Here is a 16,144-nt window from a genome sequence, read left to right as displayed (position 1 = left end):
TCAATTACTCTAATACTCTAAATATTATCTCGGTCAAATTATTCAATACATGTGATTCACTACGATTTCTAAAAATTTTTCTGTTAATTCTACACATTTTTTTGTGCAATTTTTTGTTAACTATTGCGTTGTCAATTGTTCTTGAAGCTTTTTTGATAGAGTATGGATCAATAAATATAGCATTTTTCTGCCCCATCAATTCACGATAAGATCTAATATGCTTATTAAGCACAGGGACACTACAAAGCAACGCGCCCTCCATTATGGACATGCCAAATTGATCATCGAATGGGATATTAACATTAAAATCAGAGATCAAGAAAAGTCTTGCCATTTCATCTGCAGACAACAATCTATTTATAAGCGAAACCTTAATGCCTTCCTGTTTTGTTCTAGAAATGATATCCTTAAGGTATTTATCTTTAATCTTGGAATGGTTGATAAATAACAAAATAATTTGCTTCTTAAATTTAGACCTGCTTATAATCTCTACGAGAAAGTGATGGTTGTAGAAGGGGTGCATTGCTCTTGGAGAGAACACTAAAAAGTAATCTGGACTTTTTCGAATACTGTGGGCATTCATGTAAAATGGGGATCTGATAGGGAATATAACCGATAAAACAAATTTTTGGTCATTCTTAATGTCCCACATTTCCAAAAATCTTTTCAAATTAAAATGAAATTCAAATACTATTAAAGATATCTTTCGTTGCATAACGTACCTAAACATTAATTTGAAAAGATAATTTATATTTTTTCCTCGGCCTCTCCAATCAGTTCCGTAGGGAATATATATAACTGGTTTTTTAAGGGGCAATACTAACAATGCCAAAAGATACCATACGTTCATGTAATGGATAATATGAACATCACACCATTTATCCAATTTTAAAAAAAATGCTATAACTCGGAAAGGTCTTTTAAAAATCTCGATTAGCCCCTTCAGAAGAGAATCATACTTATTAAATGCAATGGAGTCATACAAATCTTTAGGACACCATGAGCCAATTGAAATAAGAGTAAACTCCTCAAATGAACTAAGGAGTTTTATATGAGTGTCAAAAAAGGGACCTTTTGTACCCCACATGCATATTTTTATCCTCTGATTTTTGGACATGAATATTCACCAAGTATTATTTTGAAGGGAATCCTTACTTAAGTTTATCTTTTTGTACCATTACTATTCGCTAGGATTTCTATTGAATCATTTAAATGAAGTGCTCAGACTTTCTTTTTCAAGCTCGAATATATGAAATAAGCACTGCTCAATCAGATCCAAGCAATTTACGTTCAATAATCTTCAAAACCGTCCCAAAAAGTATCTCCAAACTTTTTCCCAAAGTATTCAGTTGAAAGGTAAAAATCCGAATCCATGAAAGTTATCTCCATCCAGATATTATGAATTAGCGAGTACTAAAATTTTTACATAGTTTCTCCCCCACCTTCGAACAAAAGGTACATAGCCAGCCTTAATAAAAGTTAACCTCTTTAGAATCTAAACGATACGCTTTCTCGATAGCTTTTTTATTCCTATCCCATTTCCACTTGTCCCTTAATTCCATGGGAGGTTTTATTTTTGGAATATTCTCAAGAGCCTCCTCAATATCACTACTCCTAATATCAACTGCCATCCCGCATCTGTAGATATTAACAAAGTCCTCCATCAATGTATCCTTATTAACTATCACAGGAACTCCAACCACTATACTTTCAAACATTTTGACAGCCAACGACATCTTAATATTGGCAGTCATGGGATAAACAGAGTAGATTACATCACAGAGAGAGTAATACTCTGGGACTTTTTCGTACGGGACATCTCCAGTGAATTCAACACGTATATCTGGATATTGTGTGGATAACAATTCCCGAATCTTGTCTTTAGAGGCACCACCCCCAACGAAAAGTAGTTTTAGTGCCCTATTTTTTCTGGCAACTTCAAAAAGGGGAACAAAGTTGGAGATACTTCGTATGGTTCCAATATATCCCACAACGATTCCCTTATGTTTCTCTCGCTTTAATCGAGGGAAAAACCTTAGATCAGGAGTGTTCCATACCACGTATATCTTGTCTGGCATGACACCGTTCCTTACGAAGAACTCTTTAATCCCCCCATGCCTTCCCCCCACAGACTTACTTACCGTTATCACCGAATCAGACAACTTGGCAAAAAGAATCTCCGCCCTCCGGAGGATTTTTCTCAAGGGAGTATCCTTTTCCCGTTCTTCAAGCAGAGAAATGCGAGTATAATACAAATCATGAACATCATAAATAAATTTCGCCTCAAGAAGCCGAGATAAAAAGAAAGCTAAAGGTGCCGTATCAAAATCGTTTGCATGGATGGCATAAATTCCCTCTCGATTGTTTACAATGTATTTAAAAGCCCTGAAGTAAAACAAGGGCAATTTTAAAAGAAAATCCACAAACGAAGCGTATCTTGACTTGAGAGCTACCCTATAAACATTAATTCCCTCAACTGTTTCATAAGATGGATACTTTCCTTCTCGATCCCATGCCACTATAGATACATCAAAACCAAGTTCCAGTAATGTTTTAGCCTCCTTGTACACACGCGGATCTGGTTTAAATGGATTAGTGAGTAGCATGAAGACTTTTTTTCTTCTCATTAGCATCACCTTTTTATTGAGTTTACACCCTATGTGGTATCAGGTGATAGAATAATGAAGGTTTCGGTCATTGGCTCCGGCTACGTGGGCCTCGTCACGGGCATGGGCTTCGTCAAGCTTGGGAATGAAGTCATTTTCGTGGACGTTGACGAAAGAAAAGTTAAAATGATAAACAACGCGGAACCCCCAATCTACGAGGAAGGCCTCGAAGAGCTCATGGGGGAATTCAAAGGCAAGTACCGCGCGACCAAGGACTATCACGAGGCAATCCTGAACTCGGACGTTACATTCATAGCCGTCGGGACACCCTCAAAGGAGGACGGCTCAATCGACCTCAAATACGTTAAAGAAGCGAGCAAATCAATTGGAGAAGCCCTTCAAGAGAAGGAAGACTATCACGTGGTCGTCGTCAAGAGCACTGTACTCCCTGGAACCACTGAGGAAGTCGTGAAGCCAATCCTTGAGAAGCACTCTGGTAAAAAAGCCTTCGAGGACTTTGGTCTGGCAATGAACCCAGAATTCCTCCGAGAGGGAGTGGCTTTAAAGGACTTCCTCAACCCGGACAGGATTGTAATCGGAGTCCAGGATGATAGAACCCGAAAAATCCTTGGGGAGTTATACGCCCCAATTAACGCCCCAAAATTCTTCACGGACATTAAAACCGCTGAGATGATCAAATACGCGTCAAACGCTTTCTTGGCCACAAAGATAAGCTTCGCGAATGAGATTGGCAACATCTGCAAGAAACTTGGAATCGACTCGTGGAAGGTATTTGAGGGCGTTGGACTGGATCACAGGATAAGCCCGCACTTCTTCAAGACTGGCATTGGCTGGGGCGGCTCGTGCTTCCCGAAGGACACGAAAGCTTTAATCAGGAAAGCGGAAGAGCTGGGAGAGGATCCTATAATCATTAAAGCCGCAGTCGAAGTTAACAAAAAACAACCGCTCAAGCTGATAGAACTTTTGAAGAAGCACGTTCCAAACCTGAAAGGAAGAAAGGTTGGAGTCCTTGGTCTAGCATTCAAGCCAAATACTGACGATGTTAGGGAAACGAGAGCCTATGTCATTATCAAGGAACTACTTGATGAAGGGGCTAAAGTAATAGCCTACGACCCTCAGGCGATGGAGAACTTTAAGCGATTCTATCCTGATGTTGGAGAGAAAATCGAGTACGTCAACTCCCCGGATGATGTCCTTAGAGATACTGACGCTGTTCTGATAGTCACAGAGTGGAGTGAGTTTGAGGAGCTTGATTACTCGGAGAAGATTGTCATCGATGGTCGCCGGGTGAGAGCCGCAGAGAAGGGTGCAAAAATTTACGAGGGGGTCTGCTGGTGAAAGTTAGAAAGGCAGTCATTCCAGCGGCAGGACTGGGAACAAGAATGCTTCCAATAACGAAGTCAATGCCCAAAGAAATGCTCCCCATAGTCGACCGTCCCGTTATCCATTACGTCGTCGAGGAAGCCATCAAGGCGGGAATTGATGACATCCTCATAATCACTGGGAAAGGCAAACGCGCGATTGAGGACTACTTTGATAGAAGCTTTGAGCTGGAGTACTACCTCAGAGAGAAGGGAAAAATCGATGAACTCAGGCAGATTGAAGAAATCGGTGAAATGGCGGACATTCACTACGTCCGCCAGAAGAAGCCCCTTGGACTCGGAGATGCGATACTCCACGCCGAAAAACACGTGAACGGGGAGTCCTTCGCTGTTCTCCTGGGAGATGACATCATAATAAGCAACAAACCCGCGATAGGGCAGCTGATTGAAGTCGCAGAAAGAAGGAACTCACCGGTTGTAGGGGTAGAACACGTCCCTCACGAACTGGTAGACAAATACGGAATCATTGATGGGAAAAAGATTGAAGACGACCTTTACAGGATAAAAACCCTCATAGAGAAGCCTATACCCAAAGAGGCACCAAGCAACATCGCAATAATCGGTAGGTACGTTTTAACACCAGATGTGTTTGATGCTCTTAGAGAGACACCCCCCGGAAAAGGAGGTGAGATACAGCTTACTGATGCCCTCAGGACTCTCCTAGATGAAAGGGAGATGTTCGCGAGGAGAGTCGCAGGGAAAAGATATGATGTCGGGAGCAAGGCAGGTTTCATAAGGGCCAACCTAGAACTAAGCCTTACGAGGGAAGAGTTACGGGATGAGGTAATCAAGCTTATGGAAAGCATTCTCCGGGAGGTTCGGGATGGCTAGGCCTACAGTATCCGTTGTAATCCCCACATACAACCGTGCCAACCTGCTGAAAAGAGCCATAGAGAGCGTGCTTAACCAGGGGTTCAGGGATTTTGAGTTGATAGTTGTTGATGACGCGTCTTCAGATAATACCCCTGAAGTGGTAGAGAGCATAGAAGACGGGAGAATCAGGTACATACGCCTTAAAAAGAACTCAGGAGGACCTGTTGCAAGGAACACTGGTATCAAAAAAGCGCGTGGTAAGTTTATTGCCCTCCTTGATGATGACGATGAATGGCTTCCAAACAGGCTTAATGTCCAAGTAAAGAAATTTGAAAACCTCAGCAGGGAAGTTGGAGTTATTTATGGGGGTTTCTATTACGTCTCCCAGCAGGATGGAAGGATACTGGGAAAACGGCTACCACGTTACAGGGGAAACGTATACGGACATCTCCTTCGAGAAAATTTCATTGGAAGCCCAACATTATTGATAAGGCGCAAATGCTTTAAAAGAGCGGGGCTTTTTGACCCAAAGCTAACGAGTTCTCAGGACTGGGACATGTGGCTTCGAATAGCAAAGTATTACAAGTTCGAGTACGTGGATGAAATCATTGCGAAATATTATGTCCATGGCAAGCAAATATCGTTCAATATGAAAAAATACATACCAGGAAGGGAGCGGTTTATCCACAAGCATAAAGACATTAGCAAGAATCCAGAAATTCTTAGTATTCATTTAAGCCAGATGGGATTACTCCTCCTCATAGGGGGGGATCCAGAAAAGGGGCTGAAGTATCTTACACATTCCATAGCAATCGCCCCCTCCAACTTAGAGAACTACAAAAAGCTTGTCGAACTTGCACTCGATTCACGCTCTCTGGAGTACATCAAAAAAATACTGCACTTCAATACACATTAGGCGTTTTCGAAATGCACATAACCCTTATATGATTATGCTCCCTCTATATCCTCGGTGATTAAAGTGTCTGAAAAATCCAGAGAATACTTCGTCCACCCTCTGGCTGTTGTTGAGGAGAACGTTGAAATTGGGGAAGGAACGAGGATATGGCACTTCGCCCATGTTAGGCAGGGGGCAAAAATAGGCAAGAACTGCAACATCGGAAAGGATGTTTACATTGACGTTAATGTCGAGATAGGCAACAACGTGAAAATCCAGAACGGGGTAAGCGTTTATCACGGCGTTAAAGTCGAGGACGACGTCTTCCTCGGCCCGCACATGACATTCACCAACGACCTCTACCCGAGAGCATTCAACCAAGACTGGGAGGTTGTGCCCACCCTCGTGAAGAAGGGTGCAAGCATAGGGGCCCACGCAACCATAGTCTGCGGCGTGACAATCGGGGAATACGCAATGGTCGGGGCCGGGGCAGTTGTAACCAAGGACGTCCCGCCTTTTGGGCTGGTTTATGGTAATCCCGCCAGGTTGAAGGGCTTCGTCTGCTACTGCGGCAGGAAGTTAAAAGAAAAAATTAGAGAAGAGGAGGAACACGTGATATTCAAGTGCTCCCACTGCGGGAAAGAGGTTAGGGTGAGGAAGGAAGACTACGAACGGTACTTGAGGGAAAAAGATAAGGGGTGCTGAAAATGCGGAGCATTCCCATCGCCAAGCCCCTCATCGGGGATGAGGAGATAAACGCCGTCGTTGAAGTCTTAAAGAGCGGAATGCTCGCCCACGGGAAGGAAGTTGAAGCCTTTGAAAGAGAGTTCGCCGACTATCTCGGTGCCAATCATGGAATAGCGGTCGCTAACGGAACTGCGGCATTGGACGTTGCCCTAAAAGCCCTCAGAATAGGGCCCGGTGATGAAGTTATAACAACCCCATTCACGTTCATAGCCTCAGCCACCTCAATCCTCTTCCAAGGAGCAAAGCCCGTTTTTGCCGACATTGACCCAAAAACCTACAATCTCGATCCAAATGAGGTCCTAGAAAAGATAACGGACAAGACAAAGGCGATACTCGTCGTCCACCTCTACGGCCAGCCTGCGGACATTAAGGCCTTCCAAGAAATAGCCGAGGATTACAACCTCTACCTGATAGAGGACTGCGCTCAGGCGCATGGGGCCGAGTTTGAGGGCAGAAAAGTGGGTACCTTCGGGCACGTTGCCGCGTTCAGCTTCTACCCAACGAAGAACATGACAACCGGCGAGGGAGGAATGGTCGTCACTAACGATGACGAGCTCGCGAGAAGGACCAAGCTCATCAGGAGCCACGGACAGGCTGAAAAGTACCTCCACGTGGAGCTCGGCTACAACCTCAGAATGACGAACATTGCCGGTGCTCTGGGAAGGATTCAGCTCAGGAAGCTCGACGAATGGAACGAGGAGCGTATAGAGAACGCCAGGAGACTGAGCGAAGGCATTGGGAGGATCAAGGGTCTAACTCCACCGTACGTTGATTCAAGGGTCAAGCATGTATTCCACCAGTATGTCATCCGCGTTGAGGACGACTTCCCCCTGGGACGGGACGAGTTGATGGCCAAACTCCGCGAGAGGGGCATTGGAACAGCGGTTCACTATCCGATGCCGGTCCACTGGCAACCCCTCTTCCAGAAGCTTGATTATGAGAAGGACTGCTGCCCGAACGCGATAGAAGCGAGCAAAAAAGTCCTGAGCCTGCCAGTTCACCCCGCAGTTAGTGATGAAGACGTCAGGTACATACTGGAAAACCTCCAGGAGCTCGCCTCTTAACCCCATTTATTCCGGTGGTGGAAATGCTCCATGTTGGCGTCGTTGGTGTTGGCATGATGGGACAGCATCATGTGAGGGTTTATTCAAAGCTGGCGAGAGAAGGGAAGGTTGAGCTTGTTGGCATTGCCGATGCAAACTTTGAGAGAGCCAAGGAACTCGCCAAGAAATTCAACACGGTCCCGTACTCTGACTACCGGGAGCTCGCCAAGGCAGGCCTTGATGCCGTTAGCATAGCGGTTCCTACTTCCCTCCACAAAAAGATCACACTAGAATTCATTGAGAAAGGCATCCATGTCTTAGTGGAAAAACCGATAGCGGATAATATCGAAAACGCTCAGGCAATAATCGAGGCGGCTGAGAGAGAAGGGATAACTCTCATGGTGGGGCATATAGAGCGCTTTAATCCAGCTGTTCTAAAGCTTAAGGAGCTGATCTCACAGGGAGAACTCGGCAAGCTGGTCACAATAAGCGCCAAACGTGTTGGTCCAATGGCAGCAAGAATAAGGGATGTAGGCATAATAATAGACCTCGCGGTTCATGACATAGATATCATAAGCCATCTTTTTGATGAACCCGTCAGAACGGTTTATGCAAGGGCCAAAAACGTAGTTCATCCTGCAGGTGTCGAAGACCATGCCCTCATAACACTCGGATTCGAAGATGGAAGTGGCATAGTGGAGACCAACTGGCTGACACCCCACAAGACCAGAACCCTCACTGTCGTTGGAACAGGAGGAATAGCCTATCTCGACTACATAGAGCAGCGTCTCAGACTCTATAACAGTGAATGGATAAAAGAAGCCAAGATTCTGAGGAGAGAACCGTTGAGAAACGAATTGGAACATTTCATAGAATGTATTGAAAAAGGAAAACGGCCGATAGTCGACGGTGAAGCTGGAATCCATGCCCTTCGGGTTGCCCTTCTCGCTCAGGAAAGCGCAAGAACCGGCCAGGTTTTGGAGGTGGGAGGGTGAAGCTCATTGGATTAAATAGGGACGAAGTTAAAGCTGCTATTGAAGAGGGAAACGTCACAATAGCCGTGTATGGAATGGGCAAGATGGGCCTGCCTCTGGCCGCAGTCTTTGCAGACCATGGAGCCAAGGTTATAGGAGTGGATATTAACGAGAAAGTCGTTGAAATGATCAACCGCGGAGAGAACCACGTTAAAGAAGAGCCCGGACTTGACGAACTGGTCAAGAAGAACGTTGAAGCCGGCCGCTTGAGTGCAACCACCGACGGGGTCTGGGCCGCTAAACAGGCGGACGTCATGATAATCCTCGTACCAACTCTAACCGATGAGAGGGGCAACTTAAAGCTCGGACCAGTCTACGATGTTGCTGAAAAGATTTCCCAAGGCCTTGAAAAGGGGGACATAGTCATTACCGAAGCAACTATGCCACCAGGAACCACTGAGAGCCTCATCCCAATTCTCGAAAAGTCAGGACTCAAGCTCGGCGAGTTCGGCCTCGCTCACGCTCCAGAGAGAACCATGACTGGAACTGCCATCAGAGACATAACCGGCCAGTACCCGAAGATAGTGGGAGCGAGCGACAAGAAAACACTAGAAGCAGTTATTGGTATCTACGAGACCATCAACAGGAAGGGTGTTATTCCAATGAGCTCGATCAAGGCCGCCGAAGCGGTTAAAGTCTTTGAGGGCGTTTACAGGGACGTGAACATTGCCCTCGCCAATGAACTGGCAATGTGGTGCGAGGAGCACGGACTTGACGCTCTTGAAGTCTTTCAGGCGGCAAATACACAACCCTACTGCCATCTGCATATGCCCGGTGCTGGAGTGGGAGGCCATTGTATTCCTGTGTACCCCTGGTTCGTGATAAATCTCGCGAAAAAGACTAACCCACTCCTAATCAAGACGGCCAGAGAGATAAACGACTCAATGCCGTACCACGTTGTGGAGCTTACTGTCAAGGCCCTGAACGAGGTCGGGAGGCCTGTGAAGGGAAGCAATATTTTAGTCCTAGGCCTAACATTCAGGGGCGGTGTCAGGGAGTTCATGAAGGCAGCGGCAAAGCCCATCATTCAAGAACTCAAAGAGTGGGGTGCCAACGTTTACGCTTACGATCCACTGTGCACTCCTGAGGACGCGAAACGCTTTGGCGCCGAGTGGAAGGAGGACTTCAAGGGGATTGATGCCATCGTCATAACAGCGGATCACAGGGAGTTCAAGGAGCTAGACCTTGAGAGGCTGACCAGAGAGATGCGTAGCAAAGTGATAGTTGATGGAAGAAACGTTCTTAAGCCTGAAGAAGCCCAAAAACATGGGTTCGTGTACCTAAGAGTGGGAAGAACACAATAAGGCCATCTTCTTTTTTCAGTTTGATACTGAAAGAAGAGTACATTTTTAAACCGCCCCCTCCAAAATCGGTTAGGTGACCCAAATGAACAGCACCCTCATCATGGCAATCACCGGCATCGCGGTATTCTGGACAGTCCTCTACGCCCTCTTCGGAAGGAAAGAGGAGAAGGAAGAGGGCCTGTCAGTTGACATGTTCATCGCCATGTGGAGAACCAAAAAGCTTCTAGGCCTTATAGACAGGGTTGCAGGCAAAAACAGACGCTTCTGGAGGGTTTATTCCGACGTTGGAATAGCACTCGGCTTCATGGGAATGGCCTACGTGTTCTACGCACTCTTCAAAACCGCCCTGCAAACCATCCAGACGGGCGGTGAGCAGGCGGGGGTTCAGCTCGTCATCCCCGGCCTGACCATACCCCTCTGGTACGGCCTGATCGGCCTCGCCGTCGTCATGGTCGTCCACGAGCTGAGCCACGGAATAGCGGCGAGGGCAGAAGGGCTGCCCCTCAAGTCCGTCGGCCTCGTCCTTCTCGCGGTGATACCTGGGGCATTTGTGGAGCCCGACGAGGAGAAGCTGGAAAAGGCTCTGCTCCGCTCCCGGCTCAGGGTGTACGGCGCAGGTTCCCTCGCCAACATTACCACAGCACTCATAGCCGTTCTAATCATCAACCTGGCCATTTCGCCCCTCCTCCAGCCGGCGGGAATACTGGTCTCCGGCGTTCTGGATGACGGGCCCGCCTACGGGATCCTCCAGAAGGGGGACGTCATTGTGGCGATGGACGGCCAGAAAATCACTGACCTTGAGGGTTTCATCGGGTTCATGAACACAACAAAGCCGGGCCAGATGGTCACTCTGACAGTGCTCAGGAGCGGGGAGGAGCTGAGCCTCCAGGTGAAGCTCGGCGCCCATCCGGATGACCCCTCGAAGGGCTACCTCGGTATATATCCCTCCCAGAACGTTGTATCCAAGATAGGGATGGAGCGGCTCGTGCTCCCGCTGTTCTTCGCCTTCTACTGGATATACGTCCTCAACCTGGGGATAGGGCTCATGAACCTGTTCCCACTGGTCCCCCTGGACGGCGGTAGGATGCTTGATGACGTCGTAAGGGCGTACCTGCCAGAGAGAGTGGCGAGGCCTGTGAGGTACTTCACCATAGGGGTGGGCCTGGCTTTGCTGGCCCTCAATCTGTGGCCCGCAGTAATGAACCTCGCGGGCTGAGCCCCCCGCCATTCCCTGTCAGCAACCTTTTAAAGGGCCGCTCCAAGCTGGGAACGGTGAGGCAATGAAGTGCTCAAAGTGCGGCCGTGAAGCGGTCTACCACGCACGCTACACGGGCAGGTACTACTGCAGGAAACACTTCAACGAGATGGTCGAGAAGAAGTTCAAAGAGACCGTAAAGAAGTACCGCCTCATCGGGAAGGGTGAGAGGATAGCCGTCGGAGTGAGCGGCGGGAAGGACAGTGTCGTCCTCATGCACCTCCTCGCGAAGCTCCGCGAGAAGTTCCCCTTCGAGCTGGTCGCAATAACGATCGATGAGGGGATAGCAGGCTACCGCCCGCCAAGCGTCGAGATAGCGAGGAGGAACGCCGAGAAGCTAGGGATAGAACACCGGATATATTCATTCAAGAACCACATCGGCTTCACTCTCGACGAGACGGTCGAGATAATGGGGAGCTTCGAAAAGGGGGAGAGAATTGGTGCATGCTCCTACTGCGGCGTCTGGAGGAGGTGGCTGCTCAACCATGCCGCCAGGGACGTCGGGGCGGACAAGCTCGCCGTCGGCCACAACCTCGACGACGAGGTTCAGATGTTCATAATGAACATCATGAGGGGAGACATAGCGCGCCTCGGGAGAACTGGCCCCTACTACGAGGAGATACATCCAGAACTGGTTCCAAGGATAAAGCCCCTCAGGGAGATCCCCGAGAAGGAGATCGTGCTCTACGCGATCCTGAACGACATCGAGGTCGATTTCAGCGAGTGCCCCTACGCGGTGGAAGCTTTTAGGGCCGAGATCCGGGACTGGATAAACGAGATGGAGGAGAGGCATCCCGGCACGAAGTACCAGATACTGAGGAGCTACGACAAGCTCTTCCCGCTCATCGCGAAGACCTACACCAAGAGGACGAGCGAGCTGAAGCGCTGTAAAATCTGCGGCCAGCCGACGACCGGCGAGATATGCAAGGCCTGCCAGTTCAGATTGCAGGTGGGGAGTAGAAAAACGGAGAGGGACACCCCAGAGGGGAGGGCACGAGAGGAAGGTCACACCTGATATACCGGCGTCAGCTCCGGCCTGCCCTTCACCAACCTGAAGCGGCAGATGCCTCTGGTGGGGTCGAAACTGGGCAACGGGGAGGCCCTGACAAACATCATTTCCTCCGAGGAATCCCTCAATGGCACGAACTCTATCACGTACTGGCTGTAGAGTATCATCCAGGAGATTACGTCCTCAGATGCCCGTCCCGTGTTTAAGAGGAATATGTTTATGGGCCGCTTCCTTTTTTCGGTTATCCGGGACTTCTCCTTCAGTGCCATGAGGCGCTGGAACACCCTGATAAAATTGTCCTTTCCAAGCAGGAACGTCAGGCCGTCAAGTGTTACGTCCACCCCAACGGGCCTTCTTTCGCCGATGCGCTCCTCCAGAACGCGCCGGTACAGACGGACGTACTTGGGGAGGAACGTGGAAACGTCAATGCTGGTATCGGTGTACACGAAGTCCTCGGAGTACTTCAGTCCATAGAAGGACGAGAATATATCAATAACCGCAAGGGAGCCCCTCCCGCCCTCGCGCTCGATGTCGAAGTTGATAGCCCCCAGCTCCATCTTCAGCGGGGACAGCGGGAGAACAGAGTCGAGGATCACCCCTACGTCCCCCATGGCCATCCTGTTGCGCAGTATTTCAAAAGCCAGAGCCCACCCCCTGGAGTACTGGCTGTAGAGGATCAGAAGGTTGCTGTCCTCCAAAAGGCCGCCCCCAAGGGCCTCGTCGAGAACAGGAATCCCCGTGCTCAGAAGCTTCATGGCGCCACCCCTAGAATTATAACCGTAAGGGGTATTTATCTTTAACTGTTGGAGTCTGAGCCTTTCTGTAATAACGGTTGAGGGGATACAGGGGACGCAGGGACACGAAGAGAACAGGTTGTTCTATTTATGGAAAAGTGCTGGCACACCGCCGAAAGCCACCGTGAGGAAAGACCCAAGGGACTCTGAAATCCAGAGAAACCCCACTCTATAAATAATCCGCCGCCCTATTCTCAACGGGTGAGACGTATGGAGGAAGTTAAGGAACTAAAGGAAGTGCTTGAGAGGGTCGAAGGCAAGCTGATAGCAGCTGGGAAGATGTACGGGGCGATGAACTTCGGGATATGGCTTTCTGTGATGCTGTTCTACTACGCCATCATCGGAGTCGTTGACCTGCCATGGCAGTTCAACCTTGTTTACTGGCCCGTTGCCTTCATCGTTGCTATGGGTTTTACCGGGAGGATATGGAAGCGGCTTCAGAAGCTTGGGCGGGTTACGGGAAGGGAGGCGGAGATCTCAACAACTGGGGGGATTCTGATAGCTCTCTCCTGGATCACGGGGATAGTCCTCGGGTGGGGAATCATACCCGGAATGCACCTCGGGGTCAACGCGGAGGCGAGCATGGCCGTTGGATTCCTGAGCTTCATATCCTTCTCGGTCTTTGCGATGTGGCTGGTCTTCGCGAGGTACGGCGGAATCGAGCGCGAGATAATCCCGGCATTCCTCGTTCCGGCCATGGGGGTACCTTTCGCCAGGGGCATGGGATCGGGGGCGATGGCCTGGGCCGGCTTTCTCGTGGGACTGGGGTTCTCCCTGGCGGTGCTCGCCTACATCTACTCTGCCTTCAGGGCAATAGAGCGGTGATAGCATGGAGGCCCTCAGAGAGCTGAGCAGGAACCACGTCCTCGGAAATCCGGTGAGGCTGGGTGTCATGCTCTACCTCCTGCCGAGGGGGAGGGTTCTATTCAAGGAGCTCCTTGGGGTGCTGGAGGTAACCCCTGGAAACCTCGATTCACACTTGAAGGCCCTCGAAAAGGCCGGCTACGTTGAAACATACAAGGTTTTCGCGGATAGGCCACGAACTGCCGTACGGATAACGGAAAAAGGAGCCCAAGAAACCTCAAAATACCTCAGAACATTGAGAACCGTGCTGAATCAGTTTAATCATCCAACCTGAATGAATATCCCTTTTTGCGGACCATCCAGAGCCCGGGAAGAGCATCAATGCCATCCACTATTTTGCCCCAAATCAGAGGCTTTCAGTGCCGCTGGGTTTCCTCATCTGCCTTTCTCCTCAGCTCTTTCATGCGTTCTATTCTGTACTCCTCCACGAGGCGGAGGATTTTCTCTGCTTCCCTCTCCTCGTCCTCCCGCTTCCACTTTTCCAGAAGTTCCGCGATGGCCCCCTCAAGGGTCTCCCGCTCAACGACGGCGAACTCGTCAACGCGCCTGACGTCAAGCTCCTCACTCGAAAAGAACGGCACGTGGGCCTCACGGAGAACCTCGGCAACTGTCTGGGGGAGGGGTTTTTCGGTTATCAGGGCCCTAATGCCCTTCTCGACCAGCTCCTCGGCTATGGCCCTTCCAGCACCGGCGGGGTTCACCACAAAAAGAACATCACCGCGCTTTATGCCTATCTCCCTCTCAATCCTCTCAAGCTCCCGCCAGCTGAGAACCTCCATGACCTTGAGGGGGACGGCAGAGCCCCTTATCTCAACCACGTTCATGCGCTTCATCTGGACCAGATCTTTGCTCAGCCTCTCTATTACCACCTTCGCCTCCCGGAGCTGCCTCTCAAGGATCTCGATGCGCCTCACCTTGGCCTCAAGCTCCCTCTCGCGGAGAACCTTCCTCCTCACTTCCTCGTCGTAATCGACGAGCCGCCTCTCAAGCCTGCCGATGACCTTTCTTTGCTCTTTGATTATCTCCCTTAGCTCGCGGTTCTCGTTCTCCAGCATCTCGATCCTCTTTTCAAGCTCACGTATGCGCCTTATGTACGGTCGGAGGTCAACGCTCTCCCTGACCGGTTCAGAACTTTCCCCTGTCCTCTCCCCTTTATACCTCTCCCTCACGGAAACCTTCTGCATGGCCTCGCCTAGGTTGTAGCCCTGAATGACGAGGGCCTTAACCTCGTCAGCCTTCCTGGCGAGTCCAGCCTCCCGGAGTTTTGCATCCACGTGCTCCAGCTTGGGCTTCAGCCGCAGGTAGGCCTTGTAGGCCGCCGCCAGGGCATCCCGCTGGTGGTCGTCGTCAACGCTCACACCGAGGCCCCTCAGAAGTTCGTTCTTTTCCTCAACACGGAGGCTTTCCCTGGGGACAAAAAGACTGGCCTTGAAGGAGCGGGCTATCTTCTCGACGAAGCCAGGGGCCGGGTTCACGTCGGTGGCCACAACAACGGGGTGTCCGACGTTGCTTATGAACCTGAAAACCTCGCCGACTGGCATGTTCCTCTCGCTGTAGAGGGCCACGATGTTCCCGCTGAGGTCAACCGCGGCTATCCCAACGGTTATCCCGGGGTCAATGCCGACTATGATGCTCCGCCTTTCACGCACAGCCTCCTCGCCCCTGAGGGGGGTGAACCCGAGCTCGGCCCTCTCCACCGGCTGTATCCTGACCTCGACGTCTCCCCCGCGCATGGGCTTTATCAGCCCCGCGAGCTCTTCCCTGCTGGCGTAGACCCTGAACTCCCCCTTGGCCAGACCGTAGTCCTTCTCCTCAACTTCCAGGTCAAAGGGTATGTCCGCCCTCCTGAGCCTCTCCTCTATCTCCCTCACCTTGTCCCGAACGAGGTTGTGAATCCTCTTCCTGTACCTGTCCTGGCTCCAACCACCTTTCCCGTGGCTCCTGCCCCTCGTAACTTTGATTATCACCTCGTCCTCGAAGGCCAGAACTTCGTAGCCAACACCCTTGCTCGCGAGAAGGGCAGCCAGCTTCGCCTCCTCGTAGGGGTCGAACCTATCGGTTATCCGTATTCCATGCTCCTTTGCCAGACTCTGAAGGGAGCGCTGCTCGCCCGGCCTCCCAGTCACCTGGACGAGCTTCGTGCCGCCTGGGAGGGCACGGAGAAACTTCCTCAGATCGTCCCCCAGCTCGGTAACACTGTCGATGGCCACGATGTCCGGCCTCTTGCTCTGGATGAAGCGGATTAACCTGTAGAAGGTGAACTCACCCTTTCTTTCAAGCCGTCCATTGAACCAGCTCACGACGGCAAACCTTTTGGGATTCTCGCTTATTATGTCCACTCCGAGGATTAGAATAGGCCTCACCCTCATGGGTTTGT

General features: G+C 50.0%; 15 protein-coding genes. 11 read left to right on the top strand and 4 right to left on the bottom strand.

The genetic code is table 11. The features are described from left to right. Positions 1 to 4: 4 nt before the first annotated feature. Together E3E36_RS05270 and E3E36_RS05265 are read right to left on the bottom strand one after the other, a co-directional pair. Positions 5 to 1,117, bottom strand: coding sequence for a glycosyltransferase (locus E3E36_RS05270; protein ID WP_167894246.1), 1,113 nt, complete (start codon positions 1,115 to 1,117; stop codon positions 5 to 7). 352 nt (positions 1,118 to 1,469) lie between these two features. Next, on the bottom strand, positions 1,470 to 2,627 hold the full coding sequence (locus E3E36_RS05265; protein WP_240911771.1) for a glycosyltransferase family 4 protein: 1,158 nt from the start codon (positions 2,625 to 2,627) through the stop codon (positions 1,470 to 1,472). A gap of 54 nt (positions 2,628 to 2,681) precedes the next feature. On the opposite strand from E3E36_RS05265, the gene E3E36_RS05260 reads away from it, so the two are divergent. The 9 genes from E3E36_RS05260 (at position 2,682) to E3E36_RS05220 (ending at position 12,115) form a co-directional block, all read left to right on the top strand. Then, positions 2,682 to 3,965 carry a UDP-glucose/GDP-mannose dehydrogenase family protein gene (locus E3E36_RS05260; RefSeq protein WP_167894244.1) on the top strand — a complete coding sequence of 428 codons (1,284 nt, stop codon included), beginning with the start codon at positions 2,682 to 2,684 and terminating at the stop codon, positions 3,963 to 3,965. Beyond that, entirely contained in the window at positions 3,962 to 4,840 is an 879-nt protein-coding gene (galU, locus tag E3E36_RS05255; RefSeq protein ID WP_167894243.1) for a UTP--glucose-1-phosphate uridylyltransferase GalU, read from the top strand. The genes E3E36_RS05260 and galU overlap by 4 nt, the downstream gene beginning before the upstream one ends. Then, the gene (locus E3E36_RS05250) at positions 4,833 to 5,738 is read left to right on the top strand and encodes a glycosyltransferase (protein ID WP_167894242.1); all 906 of its coding nucleotides are present in this window, start codon (positions 4,833 to 4,835) and stop codon (positions 5,736 to 5,738) included. The genes galU and E3E36_RS05250 overlap by 8 nt, the downstream gene beginning before the upstream one ends. Before the next feature lie 54 nt (positions 5,739 to 5,792). Beyond that, positions 5,793 to 6,422 (top strand): acyltransferase, encoded by a 630-nt coding sequence (locus E3E36_RS05245; protein ID WP_394353039.1) that lies wholly within the window; start codon positions 5,793 to 5,795, stop codon positions 6,420 to 6,422. A 2-nt stretch (positions 6,423 to 6,424) separates the two neighbouring features. After that, positions 6,425 to 7,528 carry a DegT/DnrJ/EryC1/StrS aminotransferase family protein gene (locus tag E3E36_RS05240; protein ID WP_167894241.1) on the top strand — a complete coding sequence of 368 codons (1,104 nt, stop codon included), beginning with the start codon at positions 6,425 to 6,427 and terminating at the stop codon, positions 7,526 to 7,528. Positions 7,529 to 7,551: 23 nt separating this feature from the next. Next, positions 7,552 to 8,502 carry a UDP-N-acetylglucosamine 3-dehydrogenase gene (locus E3E36_RS05235; RefSeq protein WP_167894240.1) on the top strand — a complete coding sequence of 317 codons (951 nt, stop codon included), beginning with the start codon at positions 7,552 to 7,554 and terminating at the stop codon, positions 8,500 to 8,502. Continuing rightward, complete coding sequence (locus E3E36_RS05230; RefSeq protein ID WP_167894239.1) at positions 8,499 to 9,845, top strand: nucleotide sugar dehydrogenase; 1,347 nt, start codon at positions 8,499 to 8,501, stop codon at positions 9,843 to 9,845. Before E3E36_RS05235 ends, E3E36_RS05230 begins: the two co-directional genes overlap by 4 nt. Positions 9,846 to 9,927: 82 nt before the next feature. After that, positions 9,928 to 11,061: a site-2 protease family protein gene (locus tag E3E36_RS05225; RefSeq protein WP_167894810.1), complete on the top strand. Its 1,134-nt coding sequence runs from the start codon at positions 9,928 to 9,930 to the stop codon at positions 11,059 to 11,061. Between the two features lie 64 nt (positions 11,062 to 11,125). Next, positions 11,126 to 12,115, top strand: a complete 990-nt coding sequence (locus E3E36_RS05220; RefSeq protein ID WP_167894238.1) for a TIGR00269 family protein — start codon at positions 11,126 to 11,128, stop codon at positions 12,113 to 12,115. Here E3E36_RS05220 and E3E36_RS05215 read toward each other — a convergent pair. Continuing rightward, entirely contained in the window at positions 12,106 to 12,864 is a 759-nt protein-coding gene (locus E3E36_RS05215; RefSeq protein WP_167894237.1) for a hypothetical protein, read from the bottom strand. The two genes, E3E36_RS05220 and E3E36_RS05215, sit on opposite strands and share 10 nt — an antisense overlap. A gap of 249 nt (positions 12,865 to 13,113) precedes the next feature. Between E3E36_RS05215 and E3E36_RS05210 the strand changes: the two genes are divergently transcribed. Together E3E36_RS05210 and E3E36_RS05205 are read left to right on the top strand one after the other, a co-directional pair. Next, positions 13,114 to 13,728 (top strand): hypothetical protein, encoded by a 615-nt coding sequence (locus E3E36_RS05210; protein WP_167894236.1) that lies wholly within the window; start codon positions 13,114 to 13,116, stop codon positions 13,726 to 13,728. A gap of 4 nt (positions 13,729 to 13,732) precedes the next feature. Next, entirely contained in the window at positions 13,733 to 14,041 is a 309-nt protein-coding gene (locus E3E36_RS05205; RefSeq protein ID WP_167894235.1) for a transcriptional regulator, read from the top strand. Positions 14,042 to 14,123: 82 nt separating this feature from the next. Here the strand turns inward: E3E36_RS05205 and E3E36_RS05200 are convergent, their stop codons facing one another. Next, positions 14,124 to 16,136 carry a DUF460 domain-containing protein gene (locus E3E36_RS05200; RefSeq protein ID WP_167894234.1) on the bottom strand — a complete coding sequence of 671 codons (2,013 nt, stop codon included), beginning with the start codon at positions 16,134 to 16,136 and terminating at the stop codon, positions 14,124 to 14,126. Positions 16,137 to 16,144 lie beyond the last annotated feature (8 nt).

Source organism: Thermococcus sp. M36, from assembly GCF_012027355.1.
Classification (GTDB): domain Archaea; phylum Methanobacteriota_B; class Thermococci; order Thermococcales; family Thermococcaceae; genus Thermococcus.
The sequence above is the reverse complement of the archived record's forward strand: the minus strand, read 5'-3'. Positions and strand labels throughout refer to the sequence as shown.